Source organism: Enterobacter sp. C3_dUdeg, assembly GCF_057536195.1.
Genome location: NZ_BAAKFX010000007.1, coordinates 14,744 through 27,912, shown reverse-complemented (window position 1 = coordinate 27,912; position 13,169 = coordinate 14,744). Strand labels below are relative to the sequence as shown.

The window sequence follows — 13,169 nt, the reverse complement described above, 5'->3', positions numbered from 1 at the left end:
CTTACTCCTCTGGGTCGTTGAAACCTAACAGCCAGGTAAACAGGAACCCGGCGATCACCGCTACTAAATAGCCTAACAGATAGAGCATCACTTTTCCGGTCACGATGGTTAATGCCAGCGGTAAACCGGAAAGCCCAAAGGTGATCACGGTGGCGACTTTCCAGTAGCTGATCAGCGCCCCGCCTACCGCGCCGCCCAGACAGGCGGCGAGGAACGGTTTACCCAGCGGCAGCGTAACGCCGAAAATCAGCGGCTCGCCAATGCCGAGCAGTCCGACCGGGAGCGCGCCTTTAATCATTTTTTTCAGACGCGCGTTGCGGGTTTTCATCAGTACGGCAATCGCCGCGCCGACCTGCCCCACTCCCGCCATCGACAGGATAGGCAGCAGCGCGTTATAGCCGTGCGCCTGCACAAGCTCGACGTGGATCGGCACCAGCCCCTGGTGCAGGCCGGTCAGCACCAGCGGCAGGAAGGTACCTGACAGCACCGCTCCCACCAGCAGGCCGCCGCGGTCAATAGCCAGAGACGCGCCGTGAGCGATGGCTTCAGAGATCCATCCGCCTAGCGGCTGGAGGGCCACAATCGCTACGCTACCGGTAATCAGCGTGGTCAACAGCGGGTTGAGAATAAGCTCGATCGAGCCAGGCAGAACCGCGCGCAGCCTTTTCTCGATCCAGCACATCAGAATGACCACCAGCAGCACGGCGATCACCCCGCCGCGCCCGGGCTGGAGCGCCTCGCCAAACAACGTGATCTGCGCCAGCTGCGGGCTGGACAAGATGCCCGCCATGACCCCGCCCATGGCCAGCGATCCGCCAAACACCTTCGCGGTATTCACCCCGACCAGAATGTTCATAATGGCGAAAACAGCGCTGCCGAAGATCCCGAGAATCCCCAGCAGGTTCGGATAGTGCGTGGCGAAATCCCCCACGATATCCGGTCGCTTGAGGATATTGATGATCCCGGTGATCAGGCCGGAGGCAATAAACGCCGGGATCAGCGGAATAAAGACGTTTGCCAGCTGACGCAGCGCATCGCTCATGGGGGCTTTGTATTTGGCCTTCGCCTGCGCCCTCGTTCGTTCCGCATCGTCAATCGACGCGCTCGCGCTTACGCCCATCAGCGCACGCATGGCATCAACAACCTGCGCCGCTTTCCCCGGCCCGACGATCAGCTGATGCTGCTGCCCCTGTTTAACGTAGCCGCTGACGCCGGACAGCTGCTTCAGGCGCGGCACGTCGAGTTGGTCGTCGTTATGCACCTCGACGCGCACGCGCGTCATGCAGTTTTCGAGACGCTGAATATTTTTTTCTCCACCGATCCCCTGCAGGATATCGCTGGCGAGCGCTGCTGTTTTGTCCATAGACGCCTCTGTTAGTTTTCTAATGCCGCCCGTAAGAAGCCGCTATGCGCATCGAGTTTGGCTCTCGCGGCCGCCGCATCCAGCCCGCTCAGGATCATCAGAATGGCCGGTTTAACATCGTGATCGGTCTGCTTGAGTACCGCTTCTGCCTCTTCACGGCCTGCGCCTGTCGCCTCCATCACCATGCGGCAGGCTCTGTCCACCAGCTTGACGTTGGTGGCCTGCATATCCACCATCAGGTTCTGATAAACCTTGCCGAACTTCACCATCGCGCCGGTGGAGATCATATTGAGCACCAGCTTTTGCGCGGTCCCGGATTTCAGGCGCGTGGAGCCGGTGAGCGCTTCCGGCCCAACAACCGGAGAGATAGCAATAGCAGCCACCTGCGCAATCGGGGAGCCCGGATTACAGGAGATGGCCACCGTCGTGCAGCCCGTCCGGTTGGCGTATTCCAGCCCGCCAATGACGTACGGGGTGCGCCCGGATGCCGCCAGCCCGACCACCAGATCCTTCGCGGTCAGATTCAGCCCCTTGAGATCATCCTCACCCAGCTGTTTGTTATCTTCCGCACCTTCAACGGCTTTCAGCAGCGCACCGGGTCCACCGGCAATCAGCCCAACGACCAGACCGTGCGGCACCCCAAAGGTGGGCGGACATTCTGACGCATCCAGCACCCCAAGACGCCCGCTGGTGCCCGCCCCCATGTAGATAATGCGACCGCCGGCCTTGAGGGCTTCCGCCGCCGCATCGACAGCTTTCGCCACCTCGGGTAATGTCTCTTTCACAGCCTGCGCGACCAGCGTATCCTGTTGATTAAAGCGGTTAACCAGCTCCAGGGTGGAGAGTGCATCCAGATCCATGGTTTGCGGGTTACGCGTTTCAGAAACAAGTGAGCCAAGATTCATTTTTGTACCTCAAGAATTTTTAATTCATAATAATCACACTATAATGGAATATAAAATTCATTCAGGCGAGCAAAATTCGTATTTGCGCAGATAATCACATTTTCGCCAGGAGACCCTATGAACTGTTTAATTCGCATTCGCCAGCGCTATGCAGGCTTTGCCCAAAGCGACAAGAAGCTGGCGGATTTTCTGCTTTCTCAACCCGATCGCGCGCGCCATCTCAGCTCGCAGCAGCTGGCGAGTGAAGCCGGCGTGAGCCAGTCCAGCGTGGTGAAGTTTGCCCAGAAGATTGGCTTTAAGGGATTCCCCGCCCTCAAGCTGGCGATCAGCGAAGCGCTGGTGAGCAACCCCAATCCGCAGTCCATGCCGGTGCATAATCAGATCCGCGGCGATGACCCGATGCGGCTGGTTGGCGAAAAGCTGATCAAAGAGAACGTGGCGGCCATGCACGCGACGCTCGATGTGAACACTGAAGAGAAGCTGCTGGAGAGCGTGGCGATGCTGCGCGGCGCGCGGAGGATCATTCTGACCGGTATCGGCGCGTCCGGACTTGTGGCGCGTAACTTTGGCTGGAAGCTGACGAAAATTGGGCTTAACGCCATCGTCGAGCAGGATATGCACGCCCTGCTGGCAACCGTACAGGCAATGGATCCTGACGATCTGCTGCTGGCCATCTCCTACTCCGGCGAGCGCCGTGAAATCAACATGGCAACTGATGAAGCGCTGCGCGTCGGCGGTAAAATTCTGGCGATCACCGGTTTTACACCGAATGCCCTCCAGCAGCGGGCAACGCGCTGTTTATATACCATTGCCGAGGAACAGGCCACGCGCAGCGCGGCTATCTCGTCCACCAGCGCGCAAATGATGCTGACGGACCTGCTGTTTATGGCGCTGGTGCAGCAGGATCTGGAGCGCGCGCCCGAGCGCATTCGTCACAGCGAAGAACTGGTAAAGAAACTGGTTTGACGCGTATAATGCCCCCCCGGTTTGTGTTGTTTCTGAGAATTTCCTGATGGCGCTGTTAATTACCAAAAAATGCATTAATTGCGATATGTGCGAGCCCGAATGCCCGAACCAGGCGATTTCGATGGGCGACAGCATTTATGAGATTAACAGCGACCGCTGCACGGAATGCATCGGCCACTATGAAACGCCGACCTGCCAGAAAGTGTGCCCGATCCCGAATACCATCCTGAAGGATCCGGCCCACGTCGAGAGCGAAGAGCAGCTATGGGATAAGTTTGTCCTGATGCACCACGCGGACAAACTTTAACTTTCGATGATCACCGTCGCGCTGGCATAGTGACGTTCATCCGCGATCGTCACGTGCATATGATTCACCCCCAGCTTTTCCGCCAGCTTTTGCGCTTCTCCCCACAGACGCAGGCTCGGTTTGCCCAGCTCATCGTTAAACACTTCGAACTGATTAAACGCCAGGCCGTTACGAATGCCGGTCCCGAAGGCTTTGGCCGCCGCCTCTTTTACCGCAAAGCGCTTTGCCAGAAAACGCACCGGCTGCTGATGCGCTTCCCAGATGGCCCACTCGTTATCGCTCAGCACGCGTCTTGCGAGGCGATCGCCGCTACGGGCGATCACCGCTTCAATGCGGGCTATTTCAACGATATCGGTGCCTAAGCCCAGAATGGCCATTACTGACGCGCTTCCTGCATCAGGCGTTTCATCTCTGAGACCGCCTCTTTCAGGCCGCTCATCACCGCACGGCCAATGATGGCGTGGCCGATGTTCAGCTCGTGCATTTCCGGCAGGGCGGCAATGGCCTTCACGTTGTGGTAGGTCAGGCCGTGACCGGCGTTAACCTTCAGTCCCAGGCTTGAGGCGTACGTGGCCGCTTTAGCGATACGCTCCAGCTCTTTGGCCTGTTCGGCATCGTTTTTGGCATCGGCATAGCAGCCGGTGTGGATTTCGATATACGGTGCGCCCACGTCGGCCGCCGCTTTAATCTGGGCGAAATCGGCGTCGATAAACAGAGAAACCAGGATACCGGCATCCGCCAGGCGCTTGCAGGCATCGCGCATTTTGTCGAGCTGACCGGCCACGTCCAGACCGCCTTCGGTGGTCACTTCCTGGCGTTTTTCCGGCACCAGGCAGCAGAAATGCGGCTGGGTCTCGCAGGCAATCGCCAGCATCTCTTCGGTGACTGCCATCTCCAGATTCATACGGGTGTCCAGCGTCTGGCGCAGAATGCGCACGTCGCGATCGGTGATATGGCGACGGTCTTCACGCAGGTGAACGGTAATGCCGTCAGCGCCAGCCTGTTCAGCGATAAACGCCGCCTGAACCGGATCGGGATACGCCGTGCCGCGCGCATTACGCAGCGTGGCGATGTGGTCGATGTTGACGCCTAACAGTAATTCAGCCATGACAATCCTCGGTATTTTGGTTCATTTCTCTTCCCCCTCTCCCTCCGGGAGAGGGCTGGGGTGAGGGGTAAAACGTTAACGTTTCGGCACAAACTGCCTGAATAATTCGCGGCTCTTTAAGGGCTTGCCGCCAAGATACGGCTTGAGGGCAATCCGGGTAAAGCGTTTTGCTGCGCGCAGGGTGTCCAGATCGGGAAACTCGCGCTCATACAGCGCCCGGAGCTGGCGCCCGGTAAAGGTGCTGTTGTCTATCACGATACTGGCAATGAAGCCCTTTTCTTCGCGGTAGCGGTAGGTCATAGTGTCTTCTATCTCATCACCGCTGCCCGCGCAGTGCAGAAAATCTACGCCGTATCCGAGGTGGCCCAGCAGCGCCAGTTCAAAACGACGCAAGGCGGGTTCGGGCGTGCCGGTTGCGCCAGCCAGCGACTGGATACAGTGCAGATAATCGAAGAAAAGTTCAGAGAAGCGGGTCTCATGTTCAAGAACGCGTGAGATGAGTTCGTTGACATACAGACCGCTGTAGAGCGTGATGCCGGAAAGAGGAAGCGCCAGGGAGACGGCTTCAGCACTGCGCAGGGTTTTCACTTCCCCTCGCCCACCAAAGCGTACCAGCAGCGGCGTGAAAGGCTGTAGGGCGCCTTTCAGATTAGAACGTTTGGAACGTGCGCCTTTCGCAACAAGGCGCACGCGGCCCGACTCTTCCGTGAAGACGTCCAGCATGAGGCTGGTTTCGCTCCAGGGACGACTATGCAGGACAAAGGCGCGCTGCCATCCATCCATATGCTCGTCGTCTTATGTTACTGGTCTTCGCCGTAACCGAGGCTGCGCAGAGCACGCTCATCATCGGCCCAGCCAGATTTCACTTTCACCCACAGTTCGAGGTGAACCGGCGCTTCGAACATTTCCATCATGTCCTTACGGGCTTCGATACCGATGGTTTTGATCTTGGCCCCTTTGTTGCCGATAACCATCTTCTTCTGCCCTTCGCGCTCAACGAGGATCAGGCCGTTGATATCGTAGCCACCGCGCTCGTTGGTCTGGAAACGCTCGATCTCTACCGTTACGGAGTAAGGCAGTTCAGCACCCAGGAAACGCATCAGCTTTTCACGGATGATTTCAGACGCCATAAAGCGCTGAGAGCGATCGGTGATGTAGTCTTCCGGGAAGTGATGAATCGCTTCCGGCAGATGCTTCCGCACGATGCCCGCGATGGTATCCACGTTCAGGCCGGTCTCAGCAGACAGCGGAACGATATCAAGGAAGTTCATCTGGCTACCGAGCCACTGCAGATGCGGCAGCAGGTCGGCCTTTTCCTGCACGTTATCAACTTTGTTGACCGCGAGGATGACCGGCGTTTTGCCGTCACGGAGCTTGTTCAGCACCATCTCGTCGTCCGGCGTCCAGCGGGTGCCTTCCACAACGAAAATCACCAGCTCTACGTCGCCGATCGAGCTGCTCGCCGCCTTGTTCATCAGGCGGTTGATGGCACGCTTCTCTTCCATGTGCAGGCCCGGGGTATCGACGTAGATCGCCTGATACGCGCCTTCAGTATGGATGCCGACGATGCGGTGACGCGTGGTCTGCGCCTTACGCGAGGTGATTGAAATCTTCTGCCCAAGCAGATTATTCAGCAGGGTGGATTTGCCAACGTTCGGACGTCCGACGATGGCAATAAATCCGCAATAGGTTTTCTCTTCGCTCATTCCAGCTCCAGCATTTTTAACGCCTGTTCGGCGGCAGCCTGTTCAGCCTTACGACGGCTTGAACCTGTGCCCACCACCGGTTCACTCAGGCCACTGACCTGGCAATGGATGGTAAATTCCTGATCGTGCGCTTCGCCACGCACCTGCACCACCAGATAAGACGGCAGCGGCAGATGACGACCCTGCAAATATTCCTGCAGACGCGTTTTTGGATCTTTTTGTTTATCGCCCGGGCTGATTTCGTCCAGACGGGTCTGATACCAGTTCAGGATCAGCTTTTCTACGGTCTGGATATCGCTGTCCAGGAACACACCACCAATTAATGCTTCGACCGTATCGGCAAGAATAGATTCACGACGGAAGCCGCCGCTTTTCAGTTCACCCGGTCCAAGACGCAGACATTCGCCCAGCTCAAATTCGCGCGCGATTTCCGCAAGGGTATTACCCCGAACCAGCGTGGCACGCATGCGGCTCATATCACCCTCGTCCACACGCGGGAAACGATGATAAAGCGCATTCGCAATCACGAAACTTAAAATAGAGTCGCCTAAAAACTCGAGACGCTCATTATGTTTGCTGCTGGCACTGCGGTGGGTTAATGCCTGTTGCAACAACTCCTGATGATGAAAAGTGTAGCCCAGCTTCCGTTGAAGCCGATTAATTACGATGGGGTTCATGCGATACCAATAAATGAATGCGTCAAAAATGCAGCACACGAAACCGACCTGAGAAAACCAACGCGGTTTCGTGTGCCGTGGCACCCTTGCAGGGCCAACCTTAAACTTCGGGGGAATATTCTATACACAACGACAGGGGATGTCGTTAGTTCGAAGAGATTTATCGTGGAAATAATTCACGTAGCCGCTAATTAACGCGGCTACGCGTTCATTTATTGAGAATTAATGGATTCCGCCGATACGATTCAGGCGTACACCGGTCGGCCATTCGCCTTCCTGCTTCTCAAAACTCATCCAGATGGCTGTGGCTTTGCCGACCAGATTCGCTTCCGGCACAAAGCCCCAGTAACGGCTGTCCGCAGAGTTATCGCGGTTGTCACCCATCATGAAGTAATGTCCTGGCGGTACAATCCAGCTCGCCAGCTGCTGGCCAGGCTGGCGATAGTACATACCCAGCTGATCCTGCGCGATTGGCACGGTGAGGATTCGGTGCGTCACATCGCCCAGCGTCTCTTTGCGCTCAACCAGACGGATGCCGTCCTCTTTGGTTTCACCTTTCGAAACCTGGAAGAACCCGCTGGTCGCTTCGCCGCCGTTACGACGGGCAAAGGTCTGCACAAAGTCACTTGGCTCAACGTTTGAGTAAGTGATTGGCAACGCGTTTTCACAGGCGGTACCGGAGCTGCAGCCCGGCTGAACGGTGACTTCTTTCGCAACCGGATCGTAAGTGACTTTATCACCCGGCAGACCTACCGCGCGCTTGATGTAGTCCAGGCGCGGATCTTCCGGATATTTAAACACCACGATGTCGCCACGTTTCGGATGACCGGTTTCGATCAGCGTTTTCTGGTAGATAGGATCTTTAATGCCGTAGGCAAACTTCTCTACCAGAATAAAATCACCAATCAGCAGCGTTGGCATCATTGAACCTGATGGGATTTGGAACGGCTCGTAAATAAACGAACGTACCACCAGCACAATCGCCAGCACCGGAAATACCGAGGCGCCCGTTTCCAGCCAGCCCGGTTTCGGGCCGACTTTCTTCAGGGTTTTCGCGTCAATCCCATCTCCAGTGGCTGCCTGAGCGGCAGCCTGACGTTCACGACGTTTTGGGGCGAAGATAAACTTATCCAGACACCACAGCAGACCTGTTACCAGGGTAGCAATGACCAGGATCAGGGCAAACATGTTCGCCATGCCAACTCCTTAGGGTTATTTGCCGTCTTTACCAACATGAAGGATGGCAAGGAATGCTTCCTGCGGCAGCTCGACGTTACCGACCTGCTTCATACGCTTCTTACCTTCTTTCTGCTTCTGCAGCAGCTTTTTCTTACGGCTGACGTCACCGCCATAGCACTTCGCCAGAACGTTTTTACGCAGCTGTTTCACGGTTGAACGCGCGATAATGTGGTTGCCAATCGCCGCCTGAATCGCGATATCGAACTGCTGACGCGGGATCAGATCTTTCATCTTCTCAACCAGCTCGCGACCGCGGTACGGCGCATTGTCGTTGTGGGTGATCAGCGCCAGCGCATCCACGCGCTCGCCGTTGATCAGCACGTCCACACGCACCATGTTGGAGGCCTGGAAGCGTTTGAAGTTGTAATCCAGTGACGCATAGCCACGGGAGGTCGACTTCAGACGGTCGAAGAAGTCGAGTACCACTTCCGCCATCGGGATTTCATAGGTCAGCGCCACCTGGTTACCGTGGTAAACCATGTTGGTCTGCACGCCACGCTTCTCAATACACAGCGTAATGACGTTCCCCAGGAATTCCTGCGGCAGCAGCATGTGACACTCTGCAATAGGCTCACGCAGCTCCTGAATGTTGTTCAGCGGCGGCAGCTTGGACGGGCTATCGACGTAGATCACTTCTTTCGAGGTGGTTTCAACTTCATAGACTACCGTCGGCGCCGTGGTGATCAGATCCAGATCGTATTCACGCTCCAGACGTTCCTGAATGATCTCCATGTGCAGCAGACCGAGGAAGCCACAGCGGAAGCCGAAGCCCAGCGCCGTTGAGCTTTCTGGCTCGTAGAACAGGGAAGCATCGTTCAGGCTCAGTTTACCGAGCGCGTCACGGAAGTTTTCGTAGTCGTCAGAGCTGACCGGGAACAGACCCGCGTAAACCTGCGGTTTCACCTTTTTAAAGCCTGGCAGCGCTTTATCTGCCGGGTTACGTGCACCGGTCAGGGTATCGCCCACCGGCGCGCCGAGGATGTCTTTAATGGCGCAGACCAGCCAGCCTACCTCGCCGCATCTCAGCTCGGTACGGTCAACCTGTTTTGGCGTGAAGATGCCCAGACGGTCTGCGTTGTAGACCTGTCCGGTACTCATTACCTTAATTTTGTCGCCTTTACGCATGGTGCCGTTTTTAATACGCACCAGAGAGACAACGCCCAGATAGTTATCGAACCAGGAGTCGATAATCAGCGCCTGCAGCGGGCCATCCGGATCGCCTTCCGGGGCCGGAATGTCACGTACCAGGCGTTCCAGCACGTCGGTCACGCCCACACCGGTTTTCGCGGAGCAGCGCACGGCATCGGTCGCGTCAATGCCGACGATATCTTCAATCTCTTCCGCTACGCGTTCAGGATCGGCGGCTGGCAGGTCGATCTTGTTCAGAACCGGCACAACTTCGAGATCCATTTCCATCGCGGTGTAGCAGTTTGCCAGGGTCTGGGCTTCAACGCCCTGCCCGGCATCCACCACCAGAAGCGCGCCTTCACAGGCCGCGAGCGAGCGTGAAACCTCATAGGAGAAGTCAACGTGGCCTGGGGTGTCGATAAAGTTCAGTTGATAGGTTTCACCATCAGCCGCTTTGTAATCAAGCGTAACGCTCTGCGCTTTAATGGTGATACCGCGTTCGCGTTCCAGGTCCATGGAGTCCAGAACCTGGGCTTCCATTTCACGATCAGACAGGCCACCGCAAATCTGGATAATACGGTCAGACAGCGTCGACTTACCGTGGTCAATGTGAGCAATGATCGAAAAGTTACGTATGTTCTTCATATAGTTAAATAATTATGCCTTACGAATTCCTGGAGGCCGCTGTTCTTAGCCTGACGTTTTTCAGTGCGAAAACGCAGCATTCTACACTACATCCTCGCTACCTGGAAATGCACTTAGAAGCAGGTATAGCGTGAAGAAAGGCCGTTTTCTGTTTTAGGGTGTAAAAAATGATAAAGCCCGATGGATCACCGGGCCTCAGAAGAGAGCGTTTCAACACGAAGCTGGTCTGGTGCCAGCCCAACGCTGAGAATGACAGGCTGCCACTCCTCGCGCGCGGCGAGCGTCGGAGAGAGCCCTTTGGCAAGCCAGAATCCCCCCACGCCACCCAATGCGGCACCGCACATAGCGGCCACATCGGTACCAAACAGCATCTGAAACAGGCCGCCCATGATAAACAGGCCGACCAGCGGAGAGAGATACACCAGCATAGCGGAGCTGAGCAGGCTGCCTTCCGCGATGCCCAGTTCCACCTTCTGCCCCGCCATCAGCGGCTGTTCGCTTGGCACAGAAATCGTGTGCGATGTTTGTGGCCCGAGCTTATTCAACACGCGGCTGCCGCAGCCGGCGCGTGATGCGCAGCTATTACATGAGGCTTTAACATCGCAGCTCACCAGCGCAATGCCGTTTTGCCAGGAGACAACCGTCGCCCACTCTTTGATCATTGTGCAGCCCTGAATTTAATGCTGTCGGAGATGCGCTTCGCCGTCTGCGGAGGGAGTTCTCCCACAATGGTGATCTCTGCGTTATCGCGTACCGTTGTACTCACCGTACGGCGCCCGGTACGCAGCATTTGTTCGGCGCTGTTTGCCGTTGCGCGATTAATATTCACCGAGAAGCTGAACAAACCATCCGAATAGAGGCGCGATTCTACCGGCGTTTCAATCGTTGGCAGCTGACGACGGCTGCTGGACACTTCGCTAAACCCTTGCGGGATCCAGGCAGGTACCCAGTTGAAATTAACGGAATCCCCGGCAGGAACAGAAAGCAGCGGCGGCAGGCTGGCCTTAGCCAGATTCTGCATGCTGTTGCCAACCTGATTGTTCACGCTGAAGGAGATAACCCGGAACTGTTCCAGCGTTTCACCGTCACGGTCGAGCAGGTCAACACGCATGGGGAGTTTGGTTTCGGCATCAATCCAGACGATGTAGCTGTAGCGCGTTCCGTCCCGGGCAACAACGCGAATTACCTCGCACAGTCTGTCCGCGATGCGGGTACGCCCTACTGAAATAAAATCGTAGTAAGGGGCAAGCCGTTTGAAGTCGGTGTAAATGAGTGACGGCAGGGAATCAACGATATAGTCGCCATTCAGCGTGAAAGGCTCCAGGCCTGGCTCGAAATAGCTGATTTCATTACCACGTTGGACCACTTCCCGACGCGGGCCATCCATCTGTAAAAGCTGGGCGAGCGGCTGCTTATCAAGACGGGCATGACGATAGCGTAACGACTCGACGCCCTGCTTATTGATGCTGATAAATGCCAACTCATAATTGAGTGACTGGCTGGCCAGATTCATTTGCTGCAACAACGCCCCGGATGAAACATCAGCCGAGGCGTTGGCAGAGAAGAACAGGCTACCCGCCATCAGAGACATGGCGAACCAAAGTTGCTTCATTACTGCGATTGCGTTCCTAAAGTTTGGTTTCCGGGCACCTGCACAGCAGCTTGCTGTGTCTGCGCCTGCTCAAACTGAAGCTGTTCAGAGTGCAGACGACGCTGCAACTCGTAATCCTGCAACATCGCATTAATGCGACGGCGCTGCTCCTGAACCTGCTGTTGCTGACCGCCGCTGGCGGATGCATCAGCCGGTACGCCCAGGCTTACCGGGCTGGCTTTGCCCATCATCGGCAGTGTGTTAAACACTGGCGCTTCTGGCTGCTGATTAGTTTCAGACTGAGTATTATAGTGCTGGACGCCAACAATAACTGCAAGCGATACGCATGCAGCCACACCCATTTGGGTAAGCTGGCTGGCCCACGGACGCACCTTTTGCCAGAACGGCATTTTCTGCCATTGGTGAGGCGCGGGTTGAGCTTCAGGAATCAGCGGAGTGGTCTGATGAACAGGCTCATTCTCGATCGCCGCCATGACGCGGGCTGAGATATCGAAATGGAGAACCTCGCCGGTGTCACCGCGAAGGGTGTCACGGATGAGATGGTAACTCTCCCAGGTCTCTTGCATTTCGGGTGAATGAGACAGCTCGTTGAGCAGCTCACTATCCACCGTTTCACCATCCATTAAAGCGGAAAGTTTTTCTTTCTGCATGCCTAATACCTTTTCCAGTATCCCGCTATCGTCAACGCCTGATAAGCGGTTGAACTTTATTATCAATAGCTTCTCGCGCACGGAAAATTCGTGAACGTACCGTGCCGACCGGACAATCCATGATAGCGGCTATCTCTTCATAGCTCAGACCATCCAGCTCCCGTAACGTAATTGCCATACGTAAATCTTCCGGGAGCGACTCGATCGTGCGAAAAACGATTTGTCTCAGTTCTTCTGACAACATTAAGTTCTCAGGGTTCGAAATTTCTTTCAATGCGCCGCCGCTTTCAAAGTTTTCGGCGTCGATTGCGTCCACATCACTTGAAGGCGGACGACGGCCCTGAGCGACCAGATAATTCTTTGCCGTATTGACCGCAATACGGTACAGCCAGGTATAAAAAGCACTATCTCCCCGGAAAGAATCCAGCGCGCGATAGGCCTTAATAAAAGACTCTTGCACCACATCAGGCACATCGCCTGACGGTACATAGCGGGAAACCAGGCTCGCCACCTTATGCTGGTAGCGGACCACCAGTAGGTTAAAGGCTTTCTGATCTCCCTTCTGGACCCGTTCAACCAGGACCTGGTCCGTTAACTGCTCGCTCATCCGAGGTAATGTCTCCCCAAACCTAAATTCCACGCGTTATCGAAACGCCACTCTAAAAATACCGCACTTTGAGCAAGCACCATTTAGAGTGTCTGATCTTCAATAAGTTCCGTAACGCCTTTGTTTTTGTTCATCGCGCCGCAGACCGTTTATTTTCTCTCATTATAAGTCTGTTCACGATACGCACCACTTTATGACAAGAAACATCTTTTTCCCGCCAGAAGAGTAACGCAACACAGGCTTTATTTCACCACAA

At 55.7% G+C, this 13,169-nt stretch carries 16 protein-coding genes; 2 read left to right on the top strand and 14 right to left on the bottom strand.

Translation table 11 applies throughout. From position 1 onward, the window contains the following. Position 1: 1 nt before the first annotated feature. A complete protein-coding gene (locus tag AC27FC_RS15975) occupies positions 2-1,363 on the bottom strand; it encodes a PTS transporter subunit EIIC (RefSeq protein ID WP_094934618.1) in 1,362 nt (453 codons plus the stop codon). Positions 1,364-1,374: 11 nt separating this feature from the next. Then, positions 1,375-2,268 (bottom strand): N-acetylmuramic acid 6-phosphate etherase, encoded by an 894-nt coding sequence (gene murQ / locus AC27FC_RS15970; RefSeq protein WP_196354979.1) that lies wholly within the window; start codon positions 2,266-2,268, stop codon positions 1,375-1,377. A 117-nt stretch (positions 2,269-2,385) separates the two neighbouring features. Between murQ and AC27FC_RS15965 the strand changes: the two genes are divergently transcribed. After that, entirely contained in the window at positions 2,386-3,234 is an 849-nt protein-coding gene (locus AC27FC_RS15965) for a MurR/RpiR family transcriptional regulator (RefSeq protein WP_023333056.1), read from the top strand. A gap of 46 nt (positions 3,235-3,280) precedes the next feature. Next, entirely contained in the window at positions 3,281-3,541 is a 261-nt protein-coding gene (locus tag AC27FC_RS15960; RefSeq protein ID WP_008502177.1) for a YfhL family 4Fe-4S dicluster ferredoxin, read from the top strand. On the opposite strand, the gene acpS is transcribed toward AC27FC_RS15960, so the two are convergent. The 12 genes from acpS to rseD all read right to left on the bottom strand — a co-directional run bounded on the left by acpS (position 3,538) and on the right by rseD (position 12,996). After that, entirely contained in the window at positions 3,538-3,918 is a 381-nt protein-coding gene (gene acpS / locus AC27FC_RS15955) for a holo-ACP synthase (protein ID WP_023294331.1), read from the bottom strand. The genes AC27FC_RS15960 and acpS overlap by 4 nt on opposite strands. Beyond that, entirely contained in the window at positions 3,918-4,649 is a 732-nt protein-coding gene (pdxJ, locus tag AC27FC_RS15950; RefSeq protein ID WP_032659491.1) for a pyridoxine 5'-phosphate synthase, read from the bottom strand. Before pdxJ ends, acpS begins: the two co-directional genes overlap by 1 nt. 75 nt (positions 4,650-4,724) lie before the next feature. Further along, a complete protein-coding gene (gene recO / locus AC27FC_RS15945; RefSeq protein ID WP_039263761.1) occupies positions 4,725-5,432 on the bottom strand; it encodes a DNA repair protein RecO in 708 nt (235 codons plus the stop codon). 17 nt (positions 5,433-5,449) lie between these two features. Then, entirely contained in the window at positions 5,450-6,355 is a 906-nt protein-coding gene (gene era / locus AC27FC_RS15940; RefSeq protein WP_006176722.1) for a GTPase Era, read from the bottom strand. Further along, positions 6,352-7,032: a ribonuclease III gene (gene rnc / locus AC27FC_RS15935; protein ID WP_003860711.1), complete on the bottom strand. Its 681-nt coding sequence runs from the start codon at positions 7,030-7,032 to the stop codon at positions 6,352-6,354. Before rnc ends, era begins: the two co-directional genes overlap by 4 nt. A gap of 222 nt (positions 7,033-7,254) precedes the next feature. Beyond that, entirely contained in the window at positions 7,255-8,229 is a 975-nt protein-coding gene (gene lepB / locus AC27FC_RS15930) for a signal peptidase I (protein ID WP_069303186.1), read from the bottom strand. A 15-nt stretch (positions 8,230-8,244) separates the two neighbouring features. Next, positions 8,245-10,044, bottom strand: coding sequence for a translation elongation factor 4 (gene lepA / locus AC27FC_RS15925; RefSeq protein WP_032659499.1), 1,800 nt, complete (start codon positions 10,042-10,044; stop codon positions 8,245-8,247). Positions 10,045-10,229: 185 nt separating this feature from the next. Beyond that, positions 10,230-10,706: a SoxR-reducing system protein RseC gene (gene rseC / locus AC27FC_RS15920; protein ID WP_023308850.1), complete on the bottom strand. Its 477-nt coding sequence runs from the start codon at positions 10,704-10,706 to the stop codon at positions 10,230-10,232. Then, positions 10,703-11,656: a sigma-E factor regulatory protein RseB gene (rseB, locus tag AC27FC_RS15915; protein ID WP_033146239.1), complete on the bottom strand. Its 954-nt coding sequence runs from the start codon at positions 11,654-11,656 to the stop codon at positions 10,703-10,705. The genes rseC and rseB overlap by 4 nt, the downstream gene beginning before the upstream one ends. Further along, on the bottom strand, positions 11,656-12,306 hold the full coding sequence (gene rseA / locus AC27FC_RS15910) for an anti-sigma-E factor RseA (RefSeq protein WP_008502186.1): 651 nt from the start codon (positions 12,304-12,306) through the stop codon (positions 11,656-11,658). The genes rseB and rseA overlap by 1 nt, the downstream gene beginning before the upstream one ends. 31 nt (positions 12,307-12,337) lie before the next feature. After that, entirely contained in the window at positions 12,338-12,913 is a 576-nt protein-coding gene (rpoE, locus tag AC27FC_RS15905; RefSeq protein ID WP_006176728.1) for an RNA polymerase sigma factor RpoE, read from the bottom strand. Beyond that, on the bottom strand, positions 12,910-12,996 hold the full coding sequence (rseD, locus tag AC27FC_RS15900) for a rpoE leader peptide RseD (RefSeq protein WP_223862639.1): 87 nt from the start codon (positions 12,994-12,996) through the stop codon (positions 12,910-12,912). The genes rpoE and rseD overlap by 4 nt, the downstream gene beginning before the upstream one ends. Positions 12,997-13,169 lie beyond the last annotated feature (173 nt).